Consider the following 22,793-nt stretch of genomic DNA (forward strand, 5'->3'; position numbering starts at 1 on the left):
CCTGGCGTTGCGCCGCCCTCAGAACCGCGGCACCAGCATGCCCGCATCGACGGCAATGACATGGCCAGTCGTATATGGCAGCTCGCCTGTGGCGAGCGTCGCCATGACGCGACCGACATCTTCCGGCTTGCCGAGGCGGCGGATCAACGTCAGCCCCTCCTCGTCGATGCGGCGCCGGTAGGTTTCGCTGACGGCCCTGGTCATCGCCGTCTCGATCAGACCAGGCCTGATGTCGTACACGGCGATGTTCTCGCGGCCAAGGCGGACCGCGAAGACCTGGCTGACCATGGCAGATCCCGCCTTCGATACACAATATTCGGCCCGGGTCTCCGCCACCGCCGAGGCATTGGAAGAGGAGACGTTGATCAGGCTGTAGAAGCGGCCGTCATCGCGCCTGCGGGCGACCAGCCGCCTGGCCCAGCGCTGCGACAGGAAGAACTGCGCCTTCGTGTTGATTGCCTGACAGCGGTCATAGCTCTCTTCCGTCACGTCGAGCGGGTCGCCACGCGAGATGACCGACACGCCGGCATTGTTGATCAGCGTTGACAGCGGCCCGATGGCGGCCTCGACGGCGTCAAGCATGCTTTCGTGGGCCCTCAGATCGGCGACATCGCCCGCGATGCGCGCGACCGGAACGCCGAGCGCGGCGACCGCGGCTTCGGCCGATCTCAATTCCTCATCGTCGACGGGACCGTTGAGCGCCACGCCGAATCCGCGCCGGGCAAGCTCCAATGCCGCCGCCAGCCCGATGCCACGGCTCGATCCCGTGACAAACGCCGCATGACGCGATCCGATCGTCACGCCCGGGCTCCATGCTTGAGGAGCTCGCGGGCGATGATCATGCGCTGGATCTGGTTGGTGCCTTCATAGATCTGCGTAATCTTGGCGTCCCGATAGAGCCGCTCGACCTCGAAGCCGCGTATATAGCCGGAGCCGCCGAAAACCTGCACGGCATCTGCCGTGCGCGCCACCGCTATGTCTCCGGCAAAGCATTTGGCGATCGAACAGGCCTTGGTGGCGTTTTCTCCAAGGTCGATTTTTTCTGCGGCGCTGCGCACGAGCAGACGGGCCGCCTCGATGTCCTTTGCCATATCGGCAAGCAGCCACTGAACGCCCTGAAAGTCTGCGATCGCCCTGCCGAACTGGCGTCGCTGCCGGGCATAGTCGACCGCTGCCTCGAGCCCCGCCTGCGCAATGCCGACAGCCAGTGAGGCAATGCCGACACGCCCCTTATCCAACACGCTCATCATCATGTGGAAACCGCGGCCCTCTTCACCCAGCAGAGCTTCAGGACCCAAGACGACGTCATCGAAATTGAGCGCGCCAACCTGGCTGGCCCGCTGACCCATCTTATGTTCCTTCGGCCCGCGCTCTATTCCCTTGGAGTGCAGGTCGACGATGAAAATCGACATGCCGCGATGGCCCGCATCCTTGTCGGTGCGCGCCAGGACAAAACCGACATCGGCGACCGGTGCATTGTGGATCCAGATCTTGCTGCCGTTCAGCCGCCATCCTTCGCCGTCGTGCGTTGCCGTGGTGCGTATCCCGGAAACATCGGTGCCTGCTTCGGACTCGGTGATGCAGTAGGCGGCCTTCTTTTCGGCGCGCATTGCCGGCCCCAGCCACTGCTGCCGCTGCGCCTCGGTGCCATGCTGAACAAGTAAGGTGCTGATCAGCTCGACGAGGCCGCATTGATCCGCGACGGATGCATAGCCGCGCGACAGCTCTTCCATCACCAACGCATAGGTAAGCGTGTCGAAGCCGGGACCGCCCATGGCCTCAGGGACACCGATGCCGAAGAGACCGAGCTCCCCCATCTGGTCATATATCTCGCTGGGAAAGCGCTCATCCCGGTCGAGCGCCTCGGCAACCGGACGAATGACATCCTCGGCAAACTGGCGCGCCATCTCGCGCACCTGCAGCTGCGTTTCGCTCAGCGGCACGGCCGTGACCTCCATATGTAACTATCTAGTTACTACTATGCCGGAATCGTCGCCTGCGTCAAGCGGCGGACCTCGCATCGCGATGCGTTGCCGATACAAGGGATTGCGGCGCCGTGCGAACTTAAATACAAATAACCAGTTGGTTACTAAGGGAGGATATCATGAAGCCGTCTGACAAGCGTGTATTCGGCCGGTCCGGTCTCGAGGTTACGGCTTTCGCCTTCGGGACAGCGCCGATCGGCAATTTCCTTCAGCCGATAGACGAGCAGACCGCGAACACGATGATCCAGACCGCATGGGATGCAGGCGTTCGCTTCTACGATACTGCCCCCATGTACGGGCACGGCCTTTCAGAGCTGCGAGCCGGCCATTCGCTGCGATGGAAGAAACGTGACGAGTTCGTTCTTGCCAGCAAGGTGGGCCGCCTGTTGAAGGCCGGCAAGCGCTCGCATATCGATTTCGCACCGTGGTCGAACGCCGCGCCGAACACGATGGAATTCGACTACTCCTATGATGGCACCATGCGTTCGTTCGAGGATTCGCTGCAGCGCCTGGCGCTCGAACATATCGACATGCTTTTCATCCACGATATCGACCGGTTCACCCGAGGCGACGAGCAGCCAGAGGTCTTTCGGCAGGCGATGGATGGCTGCTGGCGAGCGTTGGAGAAACTGCGTTCGGAAGGTGCGGTGAAGGCGATCGGGGTCGGTGTGAACGAATGGGAGGTCTGCTACGAGGCGCTTAGACAGCGCGATTTCGACTGCTTCCTGTTGGCTGGACGCTATACGCTGCTCGAGCAGGATGCGCTGGACGATTTCCTGCCGCTCTGCGTCGAACGCGGTGCCGCGGTGCTTGTCGGAGGTGGCTTCAATTCCGGCATTCTGGCCACAGGTGCCGTTCCGGGCGCCAAGTACAACTATACACCGGCACCAGAAGCGGTCATGACGAAAGTTGCGAAGATCGAGGAGGTCTGCCGCGCATACGGCGTGCCATTGCCGGCAGCCGCCCTGCAGTTCGTGGTGGCGCACCCGGCCATCCCCTCCTTCTGCGCCGGTACCCGCACCGTCCAACAACTCGAGCAGAATCTGTCCTGGTTCAGCTATCCTATCCCTGGCGATTTCTGGAAAGACCTGAAGAAAAAGGGACTGTTGCGAGAGGACGCGCCGGTGCCGGCATGAGCGTGGACGCTCAGGGGAAATCGCTCACTGGCTTCGAACTGAGCTACGAAGACGTGGAGGTCGGCGACCATTTCGAAACGCCTTCGAAAGACGTAACAGCGGCGGTCATCGAGGCATTTGCGGAAATGACCGGTGACAGGTTCGAAATCCACATGAGCGACGAGGCGGCCCTGCGGCACGGCTTCCCTGTCCGTGTCGCGCACGGCCTGCTTGTGCTGTCTCTTGTCGACGGGCTGAAGAACAATGCGGTCGCCCGGTTTCGGGCGGTAGCCTCGCTCGGCTGGAAGTGGCGATTTTCAGGCCCGGTGTTCGCCGGCGACACGATCAAAGCGGAGGTAACGGTCGCGGACAAGCGGACCACTCGCAGTCCGGCCCGCGCAATCCTTCGCCTGCGTTTCGTCGTTCGCAATCAGTGGGGACTGATCATACAGGAAGGCGAGAACCAGCTGATGATTTATCGGCGAGACACGGCTTTAGGCAATGGCGAAGCTTAACTCTAATATGAAGGCGTAATGCTGCCGTTAACTCGATCTCCATCAGACTAGTACCGAAATAGGGCCGAGCGCTGACCGTCGGTTTCTAGTTTCCGCATGTTAGAAGCGGGCCTTCAGAGCAAGCAAACACCAGTTTAGCAGCGACGAGGTCGGCCAAACCCGAGCCAACAGCTTTGAGAACTGTGATCTGCTGCTGGTTTCGGCGCCCTTTTGGGAAACTTCGGGTGACGGGCGCGCGAACCAGCGACGTCGCCCCCCGTAGACGGAAAGCCGAAGGTTATCCACGCGAGCTCGATTGTATCGCTGGCCGCAGGCATGATCGGCGCGAGATCATTGATGCGGATGTCACTCGCCTGGGGAAGATCGAGTTCGGTCAGAGGAACCGGAATCCTGAGCGCCAGCGCCGAATCTAACTGCCAGCGGATAGCTGGTTCCTTCAGCGCCCCAACGGCATTTGGGACGCAGACACAAGTTTCCTCCTCGTCTCTGATCCCAGCCTGCAATTTGCTATGACGCGAGAGGCCAGCACGTATTTTCGGCGCGTCCAGGACCTGGAACCGCGAGAAGCCGCCTTTGAGCGCCTGTTTCGTCGAAACTGTCGGGCGCCAACCAGTGCAGATAGGCTTGGCGGATGTCGGGCCAGTCCTCGCTGGTCATGGCAAACCAGGCAGTGTCGCGGTTCTTGCCCTTGGTGACCATGTGGTTGCGGAAAATGCCTTCGAACTGGAAGCCGAAGCGTATAGCGGCCTTTTTCGACGGTATGTTGTCGTTGTTGCATTTCCATTCGAAGCGGCGATAGCCAAGCTCGTCGAAGACATATTGGGCGAACAAAAACAGCGCTTCGGTACAGACCGTCGAGCGGGCGATTGCCGGCCCCCAAAGGATGTTGCCGATCTCGATCACGCCATGGACGGGATCGATCCGCATCAATGCCTGCCGCCCCTCGGCACGGCCCGTTCTCTGGTCGATAACGGCGAAGAACATCGGGTCATCCGGCGCGCAGACTTTTTGCAGCCAATCGTAGAAGGCCACTTCCGACTGGGGGGGTTCAAACAGGTAGCGGAAGCGATCGTCGGCGCCGGGCTCCTGAGATGATCGGTAGAGATCGGGGCCGTGAATCGATGCGTTCAGCGGTTCTAGCCTGCAATAGGTCCCGACCAGAGATTTGCGGGGGGGCTTGGATACGCCACGCCATTCGGAAAGATTCATGACCCTGACCTTTTTTCTTGCAGCCATCCAATGCGGATGCCTGCTTTCGGAAAGGATATAAGCAACGGCCATTGCGTCGGTCCCGACATATCTTATCGCCAATCGGACAAATTCGAAGCGAACGAGGCGGTTTGATGATTGAGCGTCCTTGCCTGTCCGGGCGTCATTCCGAAGAATTCGCGGAAAGCGACGCCAAAAGCCGGGACGCTCTCGAAGCCGGCGATCTTGGCCGCCCGGGCCGGTGTGGCCCCCAGCGTCAGCGCGCTCAGCGCTTCCGTCAGTCGCGCCTGCTGCCGCCATTGCCGGAAGGAAAGACCGGTCTCGGCGCGAAACAGCCGGGCAAGGGTTCGGCTGGAAGCGTTGCCGACCTCAGCCCATTCCTCCAGCCCTCGCGGGTCGTGCGGCTGTTCCCGAAGAGCGGCCACGACGCGGCGCAGTCGCATATCTCTCGGCAATTGTAATGAAAGCGGCATCGGTCTGGATCTGATGATTTCATCGATGATGAGTTCTGCCAGATAGTGGCCCCGCCCCCGTGTTTCCCATTCCAGCGGCTCGGCGCAGACAGCCACGATGAGCTCGCGCAGAAGCGGTGACACCACGATGACGCTCGTTCGCTCCCTGATCCGCTCCATAGCATCTTCTCGGACAAACAATTGGCGCATCGCGACAGGCCCATCCATCCGCACCGCATACTCGATGTTGCTGGGCAGAAGCAGGGCCGAGGTCGGCGGCACCAGGTAGCTCGTCGCATGGGTCTCGACGCGCATGACGCCGGAAATCGCGTAGAGCAGTTGCGCCCGAGGATGGGTGTGGAAGTCGGCGAGCAGGCCGGAGGGATAATCGCGGGAAAAGCCGACGATCGGTCGCTCGGCCGTTTCGAATGGCAATATCTCAGCTTGTCTGGTTGGCGATAGAAATTGGCCAGATGTCTTCATTCGGAAAGCGTAGCCTTTCCCTGGCCTCGTTCAAGAGGTGCGAACAAATAGAGAGGTAGGCTCCAATGAGCACAGGGCTTTCAAGGAAATCGGGTATGTCAAGCAGGACCAACTCGTTCAGGGGCCGATTACGCCAGGCCAGAACCGTCGCAAGGCGCTCGAGGCGGGCAACCTTTGGGTCGGCCAGTGCCATGTGACGGCACTCGATGCGCCCAGCCAGTTGCACCATCACCAGGAATTCGACAGCGTCATGTACATGCTGTCCGGCCGCATCCGCGTCGATTTCGGTGAAATCGGCGAGCGATCCTTCGAGATCGGCGAGGGTGACTACGCCTATTTCCCGCGGCGGGCGATCCATCGCTGCCAGATTCTGGAGGGCGGCGATGACGTACACTACGTCTTCGTCCGGGTCGGTGAAGGCGAAACCGTCGTCAACGTCGATGGTCCCGGCGCCTTGGCACCCGAGAAGAACGGCGCCAAGACCGCTGCTTGAGGATGGCCCGCTGGCGGTGCCGATGTCGTGTCTCGGCTGATAGGACAAAGCAGCCCGGCATGCCGCGGCAGCCGGTTCCGGCTGCGAGGCAGTGCCGGCTGGCATTTGGAACCCTGAACAACATCTCATCGAGGATCAGTATCATGCAACATGGTGACATAGTGTCCGGCCCGAATTCGGTCGGCGTGGCCGTCGTCAACTACAAAATGCCCCGCCTTCATACGCGGGCGGACGTGCTGGCCAACGCGCGGCGGATCGCCGACATGGCCGTCGGAATGAAACAGGGCTTGCCAGGAATGGACCTCGTGGTTTTCCCCGAATATTCGACCCATGGGAACATGTACGATGAGAGGGAAATGTACGAAACGGCCTCCGTCATCCCTGGCGAAGAGACCGCGATTTTCGCTGACGCATGCCGCAAGGCGAAATGCTGGGGTGTCTTCTCCCTCACCGGCGAACGCCACGAGGAACACCCCACAAGGCCCCCTACAATACGCTGGTTCTCATTAACGACGCCGGTGAGATCGTGCAGAAATACCGCAAGATCATCCCTTGGACGCCGATCGAGGGCTGGTATCCCGGCAATTCGACTTATGTGTCGGAAGGGCCGAAGGGGTTGAAGATTAGCCTGATCGTCTGCGACGACGGCAACTATCCCGAACTCTGGCGCGACTGCGCGATGAAGGGCGCCGAACTCATTGTTCGCTGCCAGGGCTACATGTATCCCTCGAAGGAACAGCAGATCCTGATGCCGAAGGCGATGGCCTGGGCAAACAATTGCTATGTCGCCGTGGCCAACGCCACCGGGTTCGACGGCGTCTACAGTTATTTCGGCCATTCGGCGATCATCGGCTTCGATGGCCGGTCGCTTGGCGAGTGCGGCACGGAGGAAATGGGAATCCAGTTCGCCCAGCTGTCCATTCCGCTGATCCGCGAGGCAAGGCGTGCCGGCCAGGCGCAGAACCATCTCTACAAGCTTCTGCATCGCGGCTACACGGGCATGTCGAAATCGGGCAACGACCCGCGCGGCGCCGCTGATCTGCCGTTCGAATTCTACCGCAAGTGGGCGACCGATCCCGAAAGAACCCGCGAGATGGTCAACGCTCTCACTCGCGAGGCTCCAGGTGTCGAGGACTGCCCGATCGAAGGTATTCCCTCCCGCCTCTAATTTGCGGGCAATGACGGTTGCATGGCGCGACGATGGATTGGCGCGCCAAACTATCTCGCGCCAACGTCAGGAGCACCCCTCAGCAGCGTCGTATCGCTTAACGTCTCGACCATGTAGTCGATAAAAGCCCGAACCCGATGCGGCAGTGGCCCGCCACCCACATAGACGGCGTGGATCAATTCATGATCGCCCGGATTGCAGCCTTCCAGCAACGGGACGAGCCGGCCGGCGGCAATGTCATCGGCGACGTGAAACCGTCCCAAACGGGCAATGCCGGCTCCGGCCAATGCCAATTGTTTCATTGTCTCGCCATTGTTCACAACGAGGCTTCCGGTGACGGGTTGGGCAATGTCTTGACCCTCCCAACGGAAAGGCCAAGCGGGCCCTGCTCGCCGAAAATTGAAGGTAAGGCAGTCGTGGTGCCTGAGATCGCCGGGCGTCTCGGGAATTCCTTTGCGCTCGAGATAAGCCGGAGCGGCACAAACGATTCGTCGGCTCTGCCCCAGCTTTCGGGCAATGAGTCCGCTGTCGGTGAGGTCGCCCATCCGAATTGCGACGTCGGTCTTTTCCGCCACCAGATCGACGATACCATCGGTGAAGCTCAGATCGACGATCACGTCGGGATTGCGCGCCACGAATCCCGGCATGGCGGGCGCAACGAACATCTTGCCAAAGGGGATCGAGGCGTTCACGCGAAGACGCCCGCGCACCGCACCGCCGCTGGCTTCCTGATCAGCATCGTTCAGATCCTGCAGTATCCGAAGTGCCGCATGATGATATGCCTCGCCTTCTTCCGTAAGCGTCAGCGCGCGCGTCGTGCGGACGAGAAGGCGTGTGCCAAGCCGGCCTTCGAGCCGCGCGATTAATTTGCTCACCGCCGATGGGGTTATGTCGAGGCTGCGTGCTGCTTTGGAAAATCCGCCTTCCTGCACGACACGCGCAAACACCTCCATTTCGCCTGAGCGCTCCATCAAGATGCGCATCATTGATGATCCTCATTCACAGGAGCATGTCCATTTCAGGCAATAGTTTCGGTGAGACATAGATCATAGATTGCCTTCATCGACAATCTGGAGACCCATCATGGATCTGCAACTCACCGAAAAACAGCCCTTGTCACAGGGGCTACTGCCGGCATCGGTCTCGAAATCGCCCGCGCACTCGCTGTCGAGGGCGCACGCGTCATCATAACCGGACGCGACCGTTCCAAACTCGACAGCGCGATTGCAATGATCAAGGCATCCGGCGGCAATTCCGCAAACGGAATTCTCGCCGACGCCGCCACGACCGACGGAGCAGCGGTGATCGCCAAGTCTGCACCCGGGGTCGATATCCTGGTCAACAACCTCGGCATTTATGAGAGCAAGAATTTTGCAGACATCACAGATGCCGACTGGAGTCACCTGTTCGATGTGAACGTCATGAGCGGCGTGCGGCTGTCACGCGCTTACCTTCCCGTAATGCTGGCCCAGAACTGGGGCCGGATCATCTTCATCTCAAGCGAATCCGGCCTCGCCGTCCCGCCCGACATGATCCATTACGCGACCACCAAGACCGCTCAGCTTTCCGTCTCGCGTGGCTTGGCGCTGCTCACGCGGGGCACCAACGTCACGGTCAATTCGGTGATGCCGGGCCCAACGCGCTCGGAGGGTATTGAAGCCTTCCTGCGCGGCCAGGCTGCCGACCCGTCTGCGCCGATCAAGCAGATCGAAGCGGAATTCTTCGCCACCGCGCGCGCTACTTCGATCCTGCAGCGCATGGTGGAGGCAGAAGAGATCGCAAATCTCGTCGCCTATCTCGCCAGCCCGCGTTCCTCCGCCACGAACGGCGCTGCCCTTCGTGCCGAAGGGGGCCTCATCAATACAATAGCCTAAGCAAGACTTTTTCATGCCAAACTCTCCGCTGACCATCATCGCAATCACCACCGCCAAGCCCGGCAGAGAGGCGGCTCTCGGCGCCGCCCAGGAAAAGCTGGTCACCGAGACCTTGCTGGAGGACGGATGCCTTCGCTACGAATTGCACCAGTCGCTCGATGACGGCCGCATCCGCATCTTCGTGGAGAGCTGGGAAAGCGACGCCCAGTGGCGCGCCCATATGGAAGGCGCGGCAATGCAACGGTTCCAGGCGAGTGGCGTCGCCGAATATTTCGCCGATTTCGCCCTGCATCGCTTGGTCAAAGTCGCGGGCTGAAGCGCGCCGGTTATCCAGCATGTCCGCGAAATGCGCGCGATCGGCGCGCCGCACGGGACCAAATTCCCCCCCCGCCATCAGGCTTGGCATCGACAACGAAAGAGGCATGACCATGATACGCAGGAAGGTGACAGGACTATTGCTGGCCCTGACTTTGGCCCCGACGCCCGGGTTTGCTGCATCGGATAAACCCGGCGAACCGCAACTGTGGCGCAGCTACAAGGGCGTATCTTGGGATAAAGCGACCGATAGAAAGCCGGATGTCTCCTCGCATCAGGCGCCGATCGCGGGGCTGCATTTCGCGAAAGCGGCACGGCTTTCGTCTCCGTGCCGCGCTGGATCAATCCGGCGGTTCCGGCGACGCTCAATCGCTTGTCTACCGATATCACGGAAGGCCCGGCTTCGCTGACGCCATTCCCTTCGTTGAAATGGAATGTCGCCACCGACAAGCCGGAAAGAGCCCTTCGCAACGTTCTCGGATTCCATGTCGACAACACCAACAACTGGCTATGGGCGCTGGACATGGGCTTTGTTGCCGGCGAGGCAGAAGCGCCGGAAGGCGGGCAGAAGATCGTGATTTTCGATCTGACGACCGGAGAGCCCGTGCGCACCGTGGTTCTCGACGGCGTCGCCGACCGCAAGGGAAGCTTTCTCAATGATATCGCCGTCGATGAGAAGGCGCGTAACGCCTATATCTCGGATAGTGGCTTTCGTAGCGCACCCGACAACAAGACCGGCATTATCGTCTACAATTTCAAGGACAACAGCGTCCGGCGCCTGCTGGATCGGGATCCCTCAGTCCAGATCAAGAAGGATATTCGGGTGGTCTCTCATGGGGAGACCGTCTGGGAGGGGCAGCCCGTTCTCATCGGTATCAACGGCATTGCCCTGTCAAAGGATGGCGAGTCCCTCTATTGGACCGTGACGACGGGCGATGCCCTTCATGCGATCAGCACCGAAAAACTCAACGACGCTTCGATGGCCGCGAACGACGTGGCGGCGTCGGTCAGGACTATCGCTCATCTCGACTTCGGCACCGATGGCATTCTGGTGGCGGATGACGGTGCGGTTCTGATCACAAACGTAGCGCACAATGGCATCACCCGCGTGGATCCCGCGACCGGGATGATCCGCCTGATGGAAACCAGCGAAGGCGTGTTCTGGCCCGACACTGTAACCAGGGGAGATGGAAACAACGTCTATTTTACCTCGAGCAACGCAAACAACCATTTCGCCAACGCGGTGAAGCAGGATGACGAGCGGTTTAACATCTGGCGCTTTTCCCTTTCGGCTGATTGAGGCTGCTCTGGCGAATGTTGTGAAAGGGGCGCGTCGCAAATTTCAGCGTTTAACGGCTTGTTCCACGGCGTGGAACACGTCTTCACGTACAATCAATACGACCAGATGCTGGTGTCGGACGTCGTCGATGCCGTCTACATTTCGTTGCCGAACTCAATGCATGCCGACTATGCGATCTGCCGGATAGGCAGCCTATTTCTCCGACTGCATCTTGAACGGACAATCCCCCGAGGCGGGTGGTGAAGAGGGGCTTGCCGACGTGCGTGCTCTGCTTGCCATCGAGCGCGCCGCCGGCACCGGCCATCCTCGATGATACGCATTTTGCCCACGACGACGAGGCGGCTGGTTCTGTGATGAGAAATCGCATCGCCGTTACCTAAACTCACCCCGGTAGGATTTTCCCTCCTGCTGAATACTGGAAATGCGAGCGGGCGTGTGTGGCTCGGCCTAGGCAGTCGTTCAGTCGCTGCGGAAGCAGCGGGAGCTTTGGGATCGGTGTCCACCCACTTGAGGCGCAAACCCGACCTCTGACTATTCCAACCGGAATGTCGGCTTCTAGGCGAAGGTAATGTTTGCCTCTACGGCCGAGATTGGGCGCAAAGCCGCCGCTCGCACGGCGCCGTTTGCAAGCGCGCTCGCTATGCGCCGGCCTAGTCTAAATGACCGCTCGTCGATTCGCGGATGAAAGCTCCCGGCTCCATTCCGAGCGCGTCGGCGAAGCGACCGGGAGCCATGACACTGGCCGAAATGTCAAGCTCACTAAAAAAACGCTCTTCGATTTGTCGTCGGTCAGGGTCGCCGCAATCTGACGCCCGGATGATTGCCGTTCGTAAATTCCACACCCTCCACCTCAAGAACGGCACGGATTTTGTCCTGGGTTTCAGCAGACACCGCCGCGGCGTGCTCGCTGTCGCTCTCACAGCGCTTTACAGTAGGAATAGAAACGCCAGCCCGCCTGGCAAGCTCCGATTGTGATAGGCTGATCAAAGCTCGGGCCGCTCGCATTTGTGCTGCTGTTACCAATTTATGTTGATCCCTTTAGATCATTGCGCTATGATCCAAAGGTATCAGTGGATACCCTTGGCCTGTTGTCGGGGGTGCGGCTAGACGCAGTGTTGACGCACTATGCCTAGCCTGACCACGCCAAAGCTGTCTGGAGCTCGGATCATGGCTGATTCCGACAATACCACGACTTTGTCTTTCGTCATCGGTCGGCAAGGCGATACGCCGAACGGTCCCGAACGGCAAGCAATAGACCCGGCTTCAGCGCTCTGGAGCGAGTGGCAACAAGCTCAATATGCCTCGTTGCTATTGTGTCGGGTGCAGCAGCGATTGGAGGCGCGAATGATGGCCAATACCGGAATTCCGGTATTGACCTCGGGCGAACCCGCGTCTTGGCAGATGTCGGTGGCCGCGTCGGAGACGAGCGCCGCATATGCGGTGGCTCGCGAGGCAGAGGTATTTGCCATGACCGAGGCACTCAAATTTCAGGATGCTATCCCCAGCGTTGCTGCTCTGTCGCTCACTGGGATCATCGCGAAGCTGGACATGATTGTTGGCGCTGACCGGGACATCGGCGATCCGACGGATTTCCCATGGCCGCACATTGCGTCCGTATTGCGCGACCTCAAGGCACTTGCGGGCGATCTGCCAGCCTATCGACCGGACCGCACCATTACCCGAGCTGACGTGGCGCGACATTGGACCGAAGCCATCAAGCTCGTGACGGCGCTTTCGGAGGATTTCCAGCGGAATGCGTCTGTATTGTGAACTTCCAGTAGCCGTCGTTGGCGCGGGCCCCCAGCTAAGGGGCACCTCTCTCGTGGGGAATGGTGCGGATAGGAGCTCGGCGACGCCCCGCTACCAGCTTCGTGACATACGCAGCGGGGAAACCACATCGCCATCCAGCATCGTTAAGTTGACCCCTGTCCGATTTCTACGCTGCGGCGTGCCAGTTGCACGATTGATGGGACCCGTCTCTTTGCTTGTCGCTGGTGATCGCGATGCTAGCTTTCGTGAAGCCCGCACCAGACACAGGCTATGGTTCTTCCCACCTCGAAACCGCCGCTGCGGTAGCGCCGGAAGAGCTTCGCAAAGCCATGCTTGAGTTCGTCGAAGCGCTTGCCGTCGCTGATGCCAGGCGCGATCATTTCGTCGCTATCGACTCTTCGATTAACCGAAGTTCCGCGATTGATTCACGTCACGCCCGAAAGGCTCCCAAGATATGATGCGAGCCGCTATCTACGCTCGTTTCTCGACGGAGCTCCAAAACGAAAAGTCCACCGAAGACCAAATTGCGCTATGCCGCGCTTATGCCGTTCGCAACGGTCTAAACGTCGTTGCCGTCTATGAGGACAAGGCGCGCTCAGGAGCGTCGCTATTCGGTCGCGACGGGCTCCTGACCTTGATGGAGGCGGCAGGCCAAAAAGCTTTTGATACGGTAGTCGTGGAAGCGCTTGACCGCCTGTCACGCGACATGGCGGATCTCGCGGGTCTTCACAAACGGCTCTCCTTTCTGGGCATCGAAATCCAGGCTGTTCATGATGGTATCGCCGATGCGGTCCTCATTGGTATTCGTGGATTAGTCGGCCAGATGCAGAGGGAGGACGGCGCCAAGAAGGTTCGGAGGGGTATGGCGGGCGTCGTCCATGACGGTCGTCATGCCGGTGGCAGGGCCTATGGCTATCGACCTGTCTTAGGTCGGCCTGGTGAACTTGAGGTCGTCGAAGGGGAGGCAGAAGTTGTCCGGCGCATTTTTGACGCCTATTCGGCCGGTCGAACCCCACGAGACCTAGCTGGTGAGCTTAACAGGGAAGGGATAGCGCCGCCGCGGGGAACACGCTGGAATGGTTCCACGATCAACGGAAATGCCCAGCGCGGGGTGGGCCTGCTCTTTAACGAGCTCTACGTCGGTCGGATCGTTTGGAACAAGGTCCGGATGGTGAAGAACCCCGACACTGGCAAGCGCGTCTCCAGGCCAAATCCGAAGGACCAGTGGCAGACGAAAGAAGTTCCGCATTTGCGCATTATCGATGAAGAAGTTTGGCAGAAGGCACAGGCACTCAAAGTCGCGAGGGTGAATGCATGCTCTCATATCAAGCGCCGCTCGGCACACCTGTTATCCGGTCTGCTTCGTTGCGGCATCTGCGGGGCGGGCATGTCGGTTCACGATCGTGATAAGACGGGCAAAACGCGTATCAGGTGCTCCGCAGTGCGTGAAAGCGGGAGCTGTTCCAACCGGCGCATCATTTACCTACCCGAGATCGAGAAGGCCGTCCTCGATGGCATGCGCCAGCAGTTGAAAGCGCCGGACCTGATCGAGGCATACATCCGCAAATACAACCAAGAGCGCCGAGAATTGGCAGCACAGGCGAACTCGTTGCGTACAGCGCTGGAGGGCAAGCGAGATCGGGCAGAAGGCGAACGTCAGCGGACGATCGACCTAGTGATTAGGAGCGTGATTGCTGAAGAGGATGCCAAGCAGCGGATCGCAGAACTCAAGGCACAGCTTTCTCTGATCGAGGCACAACTCTGCAGTCTCGATGAGCCACCGTCCACCGTGGCTCTCCACCCAGCCACCCTGCAGCAGTATGCCAAAACCGTCGATTGCCTTTCAAAGGCGTTGGCCGACCACGCCACTGCTGCAGATGACCGTGGCCCACTCATCCAAAACTTCCGGGAGCTTGTTCACAGCGTAACTGTGCACCCAAAACCTGCACGCAAAGGCTTCGAGATCGAGGTCAAGGGCAAGCTCGCCGCCCTGATTGGCGGAGCCGCGTTCCCCACCGCGCGGTACACTGGAAAGCCCGCGCCATTAGGCGGCCGCCACGGTGCGGCCGTCGGAGACGATAGTGGGTGTGAAGTGGTAGCGGGAGAGGGACTTGAACCCCCGACCCCAGGATTATGATTCCCGTGCTCTAACCAACTGAGCTACCCCGCCAGGGCGGCGACAAGCCCGAAATCCGCCTTAAATCGAAAGGCATTTCGAGGCGTTCGCCAAGGTCGCGCGGATATAAGGTTGGGAGGGCGAGCCTGTCAAGCTTCGATGCATTCGATATCGGCGCATATTCTCCATGGAGAAAAGCTTTGCCGCGCGAACACCTGCTTGCAGCCGCCGGGGTTGAGTTCGACGGGGCACGTCGCTATGTCTCGGCCACGAGTTTTTAGAGTTTGAAACAGATGAAGCCGCGCATTGCAGTCCTCGGTTGCGGATACTGGGGCTCCAACCACATCCGCACCCTCAAGGCGCTCGGCGCGTTGCACGCGGTTTCCGACACCAATCGTGCCCGCGCCGAAGGTTTCGCCAGCGAACAGGACTGCCTGGCGATCGCGCCGGACCAGCTGTTCGTCCGCGATGACATCGACGCCATCATCATGGCCTTGCCGCCGCAGTTCCATGCCGATCTTGCCGTGCGCGCCGTCGAGAACGGCAAGGACGTGCTGGTGGAAAAGCCGATCGCGCTGACGGTGCCGGATGCCGAGCGCGCGGTGCGGGCGGCCAAGGACAATGGCCGCGTCTACATGGTTGGCCATGTCCTGCGCTTCCATCCCGCCTTCGAGACGCTCAAAGCCCTGATCGACAAGGGCGAGCTCGGCGAGGTCCGCTACATCCATTCGCACCGGCTGGGGCTCGGCAAGTTCCATACCGAGAACGATGCGCTATGGGACCTCGCGCCGCACGATCTGTCGATGATCCTGGCCATCACCGGCACCGAGCCGATCGAGGTGCGCGGCGAGGGGGCGGCACTCCTCGACAATCTCAGCGATTTCGCGCATCTGCATATGCGCTTTCCCAACGGCCTGCGCAGCCATCTTTTCACGTCGCGGCTCAACCCCTATCGCGAGAGGCGGCTGACCGTGGTCGGCACCAAGGCGATGGCGGTGTTCGACGATGTCGAGCCATGGGAGCGCAAGCTCGCCGTCTACCGCCACGCGGTGTGGCAGGACAGCGGCCAGTGGGCGTTCACCACCAACGAGCCATCCTATGTCGCGGTTGCCCAGGGCATGCCGCTGACTCGCGAACTTGAACATTTCATCCAGTGCATCGGGACGCGCGCCGAACCACGCACCAGCGGCGAGGAGGCGATCAGGGTGCTGCGCATCCTGACGGCCGGCACCGTCACCCACACCAAATCCACATCCTGAGGGAGGGCCGCGTCGTACCTCTGGTGCGACGGGCAGGGAGAGCTACTCGGCGGGAATTTGCGCCGGCTTTTCGGCGAGCCGGCTCAGCATCGCTTCGGCTTCGGCGCCGCGCTCTGAGCGCACGATGAAGCCGCCGCCGAAGACGCGGGCCTCGTTGCCGTCGTCGGAATAGAGCACGCAGGCCTGTCCGGGCGCGATGCCCGATTCGCCATCGGCCAGCTCGACCGAGGTCACGCCTGCCTCGTGGCGCAGCATGGCCGGCCGTGGCGGCCTGGTCGAGCGCACCTTGGCGAACAGCTCTATGCCGCCGGCGGGCACATCGGCGAGCGCGGCGTCTCCCAACCAGTTCATGTTGCGCAGATAGATCTTGTGCGTCTCCAGCGCTTCGCGCGGGCCGACCACGACACGGGCGCGCTCGGCGTCCAGATGGACGACATAGAGCGGCTCGCCGGACGCGATGCCGATGCCACGGCGCTGGCCGATCGTGTAGCGCAGAATGCCCTCGTGGCGGCCGAGCACCCGGCCGTCGATATGGACGATGTCGCCCGGGTTGGCGGCAGCCGGCTTCAGCTTGGCTATGATGTCGGAATATTTGCCCTGCGGCACGAAGCAGATGTCCTGGCTGTCCTGTTTGGCGGCGACCGTCAGCCCCATCTCCTCGGCGATGGCGCGAACCTGCGGCTTCGACAGGCCGCCGAGCGGAAAGCGCAAATAGTCGATCTGCGCCTGCGTGGTGGCGAACAGGAAATAGCTCTGGTCGCGGTCGGCGTCGACCGGCCGGTAGAGGGCGCGGTGGGCGCCATTGGCCCCGGAGCGGATGTAGTGGCCGGTGGCCAGCGCGTCGGCGCCGAGATCCTTGGCCGTGGCCAGAAGATCGGCGAATTTGACCGTCTGGTTGCAGGAAACGCAAGGAATGGGTGTTTCGCCGGCGACATAGCTCTCGGCGAAGGGGTCGATGACCGCCTTGCGGAACCGCTCCTCATAGTCGAGCACATAATGCGGAATACCCAGCGTCTCAGAGACGCGGCGGGCATCGTCGATGTCCTGGCCGGCGCAGCATGATCCGGCCCGATGCGTTGCCGCGCCATGATCATAGAGCTGCAAGGTAACGCCGACGACATCATAGCCCTCGCGCTTCAACAGGCCGGCGACCACGGATGAATCGACGCCGCCCGACATGGCGACGACAATGCGGGTCTCTTCGGGACGTCTGGGAAGGTCGAGACTGTTCATGGTGCTTTCATTCTGCGGCAGCTCAAATGCCAATGTCGAGAATATAGGTCAAGCTTTCATGCGGCGCCAGCTTGCAGGACGACCGCGGCGTATGGCGAACGCTGTGAGTGGGTACATTCCTTCCGGCTAAAACAGGGTTTCCAGCCGGATATTTCAAATGCCCGCTAAAAGACTAACGCGGCGTTCACGATCCTTACCTAGTCATTAGGGTCTGCTTAGGCAATTTTTAAAGCTGTGGCGGTAACGTGGCGGGGATTGGGTCTTTGAGTTTTTTGTAGAGAGTACGATGACCGATCTGGTTAGACCTAGAGTCAAATACGTTATCGGGCCTGACGGCAGCCCTCTTACGATTGCCGATCTGCCGCCGACGAACACGCGTCGCTGGGTTATCCGGCGCAAGGCGGAAGTGGTTGCAGCGGTGCGCGGCGGACTTTTGAGCCTTGAAGAGGCATGCCAGCGCTACAAGCTGACCACGGAGGAATTCCTGTCCTGGCAAGCGTCGATCGACGAATACGGCCTTGCCGGGCTGCGCACCACGCGCATCCAGCAATACCGGCACTAGGCCGGCCTCAGCACGATAGAAGGGCGCGGCATGCCGCGCCCTTTTGCTTTCGGCGTCGCCGCTCAGACCGTCAGCGCTACCTTGCCGCTCGGCTTGGTGGCGAGAAAGGCGTGGGCGGCTCCCGCCTGGCCGAGCAGAAAAGTCCTGGCCACGTGGACCGCAAGCTTTTGCGCGTCGATCAACCCGGCGAGCTCAAGCAGGCCCTCGCGGTCGGGCACGACCGACATGCGCTCGACCCTGATATCGCGCGAACTGGCGTCGGGGCGGGTGGCGTCACTGACGTCGAGCAATGATACCAGCACGCCGCCGGGCTTCAGCACCTTCAGCGAGCGATCGGCATGGTCGCCGCCCACCGGCTCCAGCACCACGTCGATGTCCCTGATCTGGCTGGTGAAATCACCCTTGGTGTAGTCGATCACCTCATCGGCGCCGAGCTTGTGTACGAAGTCGAGCTTGCCCGGGCTGGCCGTGGCGACGACGTAAGCACCACGCGCCTTGGCGATCTGCACGGCCAGATGGCCAACGCCGCCAGCCCCGGCGTGCACCAGCACGCGCTGGCCTGATTTCAGTCGGCCATGGCGGAGCCAGGCGGTGAGACCGGCCAGCGGCAATGCGCCGGCCTGGATGTGGTCCGCCCGCGTCGGCTTCAGCGCGATCTCATCGGCCGGCACGGCCGCCAGTTCGGCGTAGGCCGCGGCCTGCTTGGGGAAGCGCGGCATGCCGAACACTTCGTCGCCGACCTTGAAGCTGGTGACGCCGGCGCCCAGTGCCTCGACCGTCCCCGTATCCGGTCATTCCGCCGCGCGTCGAATATGAACTGACCGAGCTCGGCCTCAACCTGGCGGGACTGCTTACCTAGATCAGATCATGGGCGGAGCAGCATGCGCCCGATATCAAGGATGCCCGCGCAAGGGCGATCGCCGGAAACGAGGTGGACTGGGCTGCCTAGGTCTTGCGTGCCACCTGCGCTTTCGTGGCGGCCGCCGGCGCCGGAATTCAGGCTGTCGCCCGACAGGGTGTGCGCTTGTGCGCGCGCCAAATAGCGCCGATGTCGGCTGGTTCAGCCGATCATGGCGCTGCGGCCACCGGTTTCGGCTTCGCGAATCTTGGTATCGCGCGATTCCAGCATCTCAGCCTTGGAAAGCTCCGCTTCAGCTTCGCCGAGTAATGATTCGGCGGCGCTTCTCTGCTGGGCGAGGTCGCCTTGCGAGTTCCTGAGATTGTCGCGGCGCAGGCGCGCGGCCTTGGCGAAGGTCGGATAGGCGAAATGATTGATATCTGTGATGCCGGCTTTCTTTTCCTCGGCGGTGATCTGAAGCTCCAGTTCGACGGCCATGCGCTCGAACTCGGCGATCATCGTGTCGAGTTGCAGCATCTGGCGACGCTTCTCATTCACCTGAAACTGTTTCAGCCGAACGAGGTTTTCACGTGACTTCATGATTCGGTACTCCCGGAAACGCACACCCGCACATATCGTCCAAACCACTTGAAAAGGCCCAAGCGCTGCCCGTATCCACCGGCTTTCCCCGCACTATAGGAAACAAAACCCTAAAGTTTTTTGCCGACGGTAACCATTCGTTTACGGGCATTGTTAATCATACGTGTCAGGGCTTAAGGCCGGGTAAAAATTCCGGCCGCCGAAGCGAAGCCGCGTCGATGAGTCCCTGGAGTCACTTAGTCCAGGTTATTAATGTGTCGCATTAGGAATTTTGGTCTGTGATTCGTTATTAGATTCAAGAGGGTGTAGAAAGGGGTTAAAAAATCTGATACCGTATTGGACGGGAAATTAGGTTTTGTTAACCATTCGATGGCAGCCTCTATACCAGGCAACCACTGCTCCGGGGCAGGACGGGTCGTGAAATGGTCCGGCGGCAGAAAAGGGGAATGAAATGCGTGTTCTGCTGATAGAAGATGACAGTGCAACCGCACAAAGCATCGAGTTGATGCTGAAATCGGAAAGTTTCAACGTCTATACGACAGACCTCGGCGAAGAGGGTGTCGATCTGGGCAAGCTCTACGACTACGACATCATCCTTCTCGACCTCAACCTGCCAGACATGTCTGGCTACGAGGTCTTGAGAACGCTTCGCCTCTCCAAGGTAAAGACGCCCATCCTGATCCTCTCCGGCATGGCCGGCATCGAGGACAAGGTACGCGGCCTCGGTTTCGGCGCTGACGACTACATGACCAAGCCGTTCCACAAAGACGAGCTGGTGGCGCGCATTCACGCCATCGTGCGCCGCTCCAAGGGTCACGCCCAGTCGGTCATCACCACGGGCGATCTGGTCGTCAACCTCGACGCCAAGACCGTCGAGGTCGGTGGCCAGCGCGTGCACCTCACCGGCAAGGAATACCAGATGCTGGAGCTGCTCTCGCTGCGCAAGGGCACCACCCTCACCAAGGAAATGTTCCTCAACCACCTCTATGGCGGCATGGACGAGCCGGAACTGAAGATCATCGACGTCTTCATCTGCAAGCTGCGCAAGAAGCTCGACGCCGCGTCCGGTGGCCAGAACTACATCGAGACCGTCTGGGGCCGCGGCTATGTGCTGCGTGAACCGGAAGACATCCGCGTCAGCGCCTGAGCGCGACCGGCAGAGCTTTTCTTAAAAAACCTGGCCATGTGAACTGACCCCCGAAAGTTGGACGCAACCTTCGGGGGTTTTGCACTGTGGACTGATAATTATTTGTTTTTGCACTGCGAGGCGGCGGACCGCCACGCGGTTTGCCTGGCGTAGCTTCCGTTCAGGCCGCGATCTTCAAAGCACGAAAGCGTTCGAGCAGTTGCGGGCGATTAAAGGGCTTCAACAGATAGCCCTGGGCGCCGGCGCGCTTGGCCCGCATGATCGACGCGATATCGAGCTCAACCAGTGAGATCAGGATCTGCGGCTTGATCGGGCTTTCCATCGCGCGTAGGCGCCGGATGAGGTCGATCGCCTGCACGTCCGGCAGGGCGCCATCGATGACTATGATGTCGGGCATGTCGGCGGCGCACATCTCCAGTGCGTCAAGCCCGCTGGCTGCCTCGATGACCATCATGTCGGAACCGCCCAGGATGCGTTTTGCAACCTTCCTGATGACGCTTGAATCGTCGACGAACATGCAGCGTTTCATTTCCGGGTCCTCTTTGCCCTTGGACAATCCGGTCGTGCGGGGCATCTGCGGCGTAGCCTAGACCGATCTGGTAAAGAAGCTGAAAAGCCGTTAGGTAAAATTTTTGCAAAGATGCCGTTAGGCTAATTTTTCCTTGCGGATGCTTCGACGTTGCCGGCGTGTCAAAGATCATCGCGCCCGATTGCCGTGTCAATAAAATATTTCAGATTGAAATACTTTGTTCGGTCGCGCTGCCGCGCCGATTTCAGACCACCGAAAGGACTATTTCTTCAGCCGTTGCATGGATCGAAATCGTCATGTTGGCCTCGCGGGCCAGCAGCAGCGTGTAATAGGGCTGCACCGAATGAGCGTCGATCGGCTCCTCCGGCTTGTGACCGGAATGCAGTTCGAGGAATTTCGGCGGCACACGCAGCATCGGCCCGCTTGCCGAAAGCGAAAAACGCGGCTCGGTTTCGAGATTTTCGAGCGTCACCACCAGCTTGCCGCCGCGCGGGATGGCGGCATTGGCGACCAGGAGCAGGTTGAGCAGCAGCTTGACCTTGTTCTTGGGCAGCAGCGCGCGGATTCCGTTCCAGACCAATTCGGGCTTTTCGTTCTTGAGGAAGGCAATGGCGACGGCCTCGGCATCTCCGGTATCGATCATCATGCCCGCCGAACCGGCGGCGCCGAAGGCGATCCGGGCGAACTGCAAGCGAGCCGAGGCGTTCTTTGCACTCTGGCGGATGAGCCGCATGGCGTCTTCGTCGGCGCCGCCCTCGTCGAGCAGTTCAAGCCCGTTATTGATCGCGCCGACCGGCGAGATGATGTCGTGGCAGACGCGGCTGCACAAAAGCGCCGCCAGATCGGGAGCGGAAAGGGTGAACAGTTCGGCCATCGGCGAAATCCCTGCAAAATCTTCCAGTTCGTGGCCGAGCGATCGATCTTCGCGCCTGCCCACACGAATCACGCTTCAACCCAAGGCTTTCTGAATACACAGCGCCCGCGCATGCAGCAACAAATCCAAATTGTCGTCATGGCATATGGCGCATTCACGCAGGCTGCGTGTCCCCTTGAGCGGCCAAACAGCCTTCGAACCGCCATCTTCATGTGGGAGTTTAATGGTTGAAAAAGGATTACGGCATAGTTTGCCCCTAACAGTCATCCTTAACGGCCGCCTAAAGAGCCGTACGGATGCGAGGCGTCGGCGAAAGTGCTTCATGACGGAGATTGGAAGCATGTTTTCCCGATTGTATGACCGGAGTTTTCTCCGTGCCCTCTCAATGGCGTTCACGCTCATGGGCGTTCTCGTCTTCACGACATCGCCCTTGCGGGCCCAGGAGTACACCGCTCAGGAGATTGTCGATTCCGGCCACAAGTTCTTCGGCGCGACGTCGGGCGGGTTGGCCACGGTCGTGGAGAAGATTTTCGCCTCCTACGGTTTGCCTAACGGCTATCTGCTCGGCGAGGAGGGATCCGGTGCGCTGATCGGCGGCCTGACCTATGGCGAAGGCACGCTCTACACCAAGAATGCCGGCGATCACAAAGTGTTCTGGCAAGGCCCGTCGCTGGGCTGGGATTTCGGCGGCGAGGGGTCACGCGTGATGATGCTGGTCTACAATCTCGACGATGTCGGCAATCTCTACAATCGCTATGGCGGCGTCGCCGGTTCGGCCTATGTGGTGGCGGGTGTCGGCTTCAACGTGCTGAAGAACAACAATGTGCTGCTGGTGCCGATCCGTACCGGCGTCGGCGCCCGGCTCGGCGTCAACCTCGGCTACTTGAAACTGACCGAGCGGGCGACTTGGAACCCGTTCTGATCTGTCCGATGATGAAGACGTGGACCGTTCGACC

At 60.4% G+C, this 22,793-nt stretch carries 23 protein-coding genes, 1 tRNA gene and 2 pseudogenes; 15 read left to right on the plus strand and 11 right to left on the minus strand.

Going from position 1 to position 22,793, the window contains the following annotated elements; all coding sequences use genetic code 11:
* Positions 1 to 18 precede the first annotated feature (18 nt).
* Both FJ434_RS23450 and FJ434_RS23455 read right to left on the minus strand, forming a co-directional pair.
* Entirely contained in the window at positions 19 to 801 is a 783-nt protein-coding gene (locus FJ434_RS23450; protein WP_140751367.1) for a 3-ketoacyl-ACP reductase, read from the minus strand.
* Positions 798 to 1,943, minus strand: a complete 1,146-nt coding sequence (locus FJ434_RS23455; RefSeq protein WP_140751407.1) for an acyl-CoA dehydrogenase family protein — start codon at positions 1,941 to 1,943, stop codon at positions 798 to 800. The genes FJ434_RS23450 and FJ434_RS23455 overlap by 4 nt, the downstream gene beginning before the upstream one ends.
* A 161-nt stretch (positions 1,944 to 2,104) precedes the next feature.
* On the opposite strand from FJ434_RS23455, the gene FJ434_RS23460 reads away from it, so the two are divergent.
* A complete protein-coding gene (locus tag FJ434_RS23460; protein ID WP_140751365.1) occupies positions 2,105 to 3,121 on the plus strand; it encodes an aldo/keto reductase in 1,017 nt (338 codons plus the stop codon).
* Complete coding sequence (locus FJ434_RS23465; RefSeq protein WP_140751363.1) at positions 3,118 to 3,615, plus strand: MaoC family dehydratase; 498 nt, start codon at positions 3,118 to 3,120, stop codon at positions 3,613 to 3,615. The genes FJ434_RS23460 and FJ434_RS23465 overlap by 4 nt, the downstream gene beginning before the upstream one ends.
* Positions 3,616 to 4,122: 507 nt before the next feature.
* Here the strand turns inward: FJ434_RS23465 and FJ434_RS23470 are convergent.
* Both FJ434_RS23470 and FJ434_RS23475 read right to left on the minus strand, forming a co-directional pair.
* Positions 4,123 to 4,824, minus strand: a complete 702-nt coding sequence (locus FJ434_RS23470) for a GNAT family protein (protein WP_140751361.1) — start codon at positions 4,822 to 4,824, stop codon at positions 4,123 to 4,125.
* A 92-nt stretch (positions 4,825 to 4,916) separates the two neighbouring features.
* A complete protein-coding gene (locus FJ434_RS23475) occupies positions 4,917 to 5,759 on the minus strand; it encodes a helix-turn-helix transcriptional regulator (protein ID WP_140751359.1) in 843 nt (280 codons plus the stop codon).
* Positions 5,760 to 5,796: 37 nt separating this feature from the next.
* Between FJ434_RS23475 and FJ434_RS23480 the strand changes: the two genes are divergently transcribed.
* Both FJ434_RS23480 and FJ434_RS23485 read left to right on the plus strand, forming a co-directional pair.
* On the plus strand, positions 5,797 to 6,252 hold the full coding sequence (locus FJ434_RS23480; protein WP_140751357.1) for a cupin domain-containing protein: 456 nt from the start codon (positions 5,797 to 5,799) through the stop codon (positions 6,250 to 6,252).
* Positions 6,253 to 6,395: 143 nt separating this feature from the next.
* Positions 6,396 to 7,420 (plus strand): annotated as a pseudogene (locus tag FJ434_RS23485) (aliphatic amidase).
* Between the two features lie 50 nt (positions 7,421 to 7,470).
* Here FJ434_RS23485 and FJ434_RS23490 read toward each other — a convergent pair.
* Positions 7,471 to 8,406: a LysR substrate-binding domain-containing protein gene (locus FJ434_RS23490; RefSeq protein WP_140751355.1), complete on the minus strand. Its 936-nt coding sequence runs from the start codon at positions 8,404 to 8,406 to the stop codon at positions 7,471 to 7,473.
* Between the two features lie 97 nt (positions 8,407 to 8,503).
* On the opposite strand from FJ434_RS23490, the pseudogene FJ434_RS23495 reads away from it, so the two are divergent.
* The 6 genes and pseudogenes from FJ434_RS23495 (at position 8,504) to FJ434_RS23530 (ending at position 14,816) form a co-directional block, all read left to right on the plus strand.
* Positions 8,504 to 9,294: pseudogene (locus FJ434_RS23495) on the plus strand (SDR family oxidoreductase).
* Positions 9,295 to 9,307: 13 nt separating this feature from the next.
* Positions 9,308 to 9,610, plus strand: a complete 303-nt coding sequence (locus tag FJ434_RS23500) for a putative quinol monooxygenase (protein WP_140751351.1) — start codon at positions 9,308 to 9,310, stop codon at positions 9,608 to 9,610.
* A gap of 327 nt (positions 9,611 to 9,937) precedes the next feature.
* A complete protein-coding gene (locus tag FJ434_RS23505) occupies positions 9,938 to 10,909 on the plus strand; it encodes an L-dopachrome tautomerase-related protein (RefSeq protein ID WP_140751349.1) in 972 nt (323 codons plus the stop codon).
* A 1,167-nt stretch (positions 10,910 to 12,076) separates the two neighbouring features.
* On the plus strand, positions 12,077 to 12,679 hold the full coding sequence (locus FJ434_RS23520) for a hypothetical protein (protein ID WP_246678366.1): 603 nt from the start codon (positions 12,077 to 12,079) through the stop codon (positions 12,677 to 12,679).
* A gap of 215 nt (positions 12,680 to 12,894) precedes the next feature.
* Positions 12,895 to 13,137, plus strand: coding sequence for a hypothetical protein (locus FJ434_RS23525; protein ID WP_140751347.1), 243 nt, complete (start codon positions 12,895 to 12,897; stop codon positions 13,135 to 13,137).
* Positions 13,137 to 14,816 carry a recombinase family protein gene (locus tag FJ434_RS23530; protein ID WP_348640983.1) on the plus strand — a complete coding sequence of 560 codons (1,680 nt, stop codon included), beginning with the start codon at positions 13,137 to 13,139 and terminating at the stop codon, positions 14,814 to 14,816. Before FJ434_RS23525 ends, FJ434_RS23530 begins: the two co-directional genes overlap by 1 nt.
* Here the strand turns inward: FJ434_RS23530 and FJ434_RS23535 are convergent.
* A tRNA-Met gene (locus tag FJ434_RS23535) sits at positions 14,773 to 14,849 on the minus strand. The genes FJ434_RS23530 and FJ434_RS23535 overlap by 44 nt on opposite strands.
* 239 nt (positions 14,850 to 15,088) lie before the next feature.
* Between FJ434_RS23535 and FJ434_RS23540 the strand changes: the two genes are divergently transcribed.
* Positions 15,089 to 16,054 carry a Gfo/Idh/MocA family oxidoreductase gene (locus FJ434_RS23540; protein WP_140751345.1) on the plus strand — a complete coding sequence of 322 codons (966 nt, stop codon included), beginning with the start codon at positions 15,089 to 15,091 and terminating at the stop codon, positions 16,052 to 16,054.
* Between the two features lie 42 nt (positions 16,055 to 16,096).
* On the opposite strand, the gene mnmA is transcribed toward FJ434_RS23540, so the two are convergent.
* On the minus strand, positions 16,097 to 17,287 hold the full coding sequence (gene mnmA, locus FJ434_RS23545; RefSeq protein ID WP_140504790.1) for a tRNA 2-thiouridine(34) synthase MnmA: 1,191 nt from the start codon (positions 17,285 to 17,287) through the stop codon (positions 16,097 to 16,099).
* A gap of 286 nt (positions 17,288 to 17,573) precedes the next feature.
* Between mnmA and FJ434_RS23550 the strand changes: the two genes are divergently transcribed.
* Positions 17,574 to 17,849, plus strand: coding sequence for a DUF1153 domain-containing protein (locus FJ434_RS23550; RefSeq protein ID WP_006203587.1), 276 nt, complete (start codon positions 17,574 to 17,576; stop codon positions 17,847 to 17,849).
* 62 nt (positions 17,850 to 17,911) lie between these two features.
* Here the strand turns inward: FJ434_RS23550 and FJ434_RS23555 are convergent, their stop codons facing one another.
* Positions 17,912 to 18,568, minus strand: coding sequence for an NADP-dependent oxidoreductase (locus FJ434_RS23555; protein ID WP_246678365.1), 657 nt, complete (start codon positions 18,566 to 18,568; stop codon positions 17,912 to 17,914).
* A gap of 47 nt (positions 18,569 to 18,615) precedes the next feature.
* Between FJ434_RS23555 and FJ434_RS30355 the strand changes: the two genes are divergently transcribed.
* Entirely contained in the window at positions 18,616 to 18,708 is a 93-nt protein-coding gene (locus FJ434_RS30355; protein WP_246679072.1) for a winged helix-turn-helix transcriptional regulator, read from the plus strand.
* 201 nt (positions 18,709 to 18,909) lie between these two features.
* Here the strand turns inward: FJ434_RS30355 and FJ434_RS23565 are convergent, their stop codons facing one another.
* The gene (locus tag FJ434_RS23565; RefSeq protein WP_140751343.1) at positions 18,910 to 19,287 is read right to left on the minus strand and encodes a flagellar export protein FliJ; all 378 of its coding nucleotides are present in this window, start codon (positions 19,285 to 19,287) and stop codon (positions 18,910 to 18,912) included.
* Positions 19,288 to 19,738: 451 nt separating this feature from the next.
* Here FJ434_RS23565 and ctrA point away from each other — a divergent pair, with 451 nt between their 5' ends.
* Positions 19,739 to 20,434, plus strand: a complete 696-nt coding sequence (gene ctrA, locus FJ434_RS23570; protein ID WP_006203583.1) for a cell cycle two-component system response regulator CtrA — start codon at positions 19,739 to 19,741, stop codon at positions 20,432 to 20,434.
* A gap of 160 nt (positions 20,435 to 20,594) precedes the next feature.
* On the opposite strand, the gene FJ434_RS23575 is transcribed toward ctrA, so the two are convergent.
* Positions 20,595 to 20,963, minus strand: a complete 369-nt coding sequence (locus FJ434_RS23575) for a response regulator (RefSeq protein WP_140504796.1) — start codon at positions 20,961 to 20,963, stop codon at positions 20,595 to 20,597.
* 244 nt (positions 20,964 to 21,207) lie between these two features.
* Positions 21,208 to 21,837 carry a histidine phosphotransferase family protein gene (locus FJ434_RS23580; protein ID WP_027146387.1) on the minus strand — a complete coding sequence of 210 codons (630 nt, stop codon included), beginning with the start codon at positions 21,835 to 21,837 and terminating at the stop codon, positions 21,208 to 21,210.
* 385 nt (positions 21,838 to 22,222) lie between these two features.
* Here FJ434_RS23580 and FJ434_RS23585 point away from each other — a divergent pair, with 385 nt between their 5' ends.
* Positions 22,223 to 22,759: an EipA family protein gene (locus FJ434_RS23585; RefSeq protein ID WP_245262388.1), complete on the plus strand. Its 537-nt coding sequence runs from the start codon at positions 22,223 to 22,225 to the stop codon at positions 22,757 to 22,759.
* The last annotated feature ends 34 nt before the right edge of the window (positions 22,760 to 22,793 follow it).

Origin of the sequence: Mesorhizobium sp. B2-5-13, from assembly GCF_006440535.1 — a bacterium.
Classification (GTDB): Bacteria; Pseudomonadota; Alphaproteobacteria; order Rhizobiales; family Rhizobiaceae; genus Mesorhizobium; species Mesorhizobium salmacidum.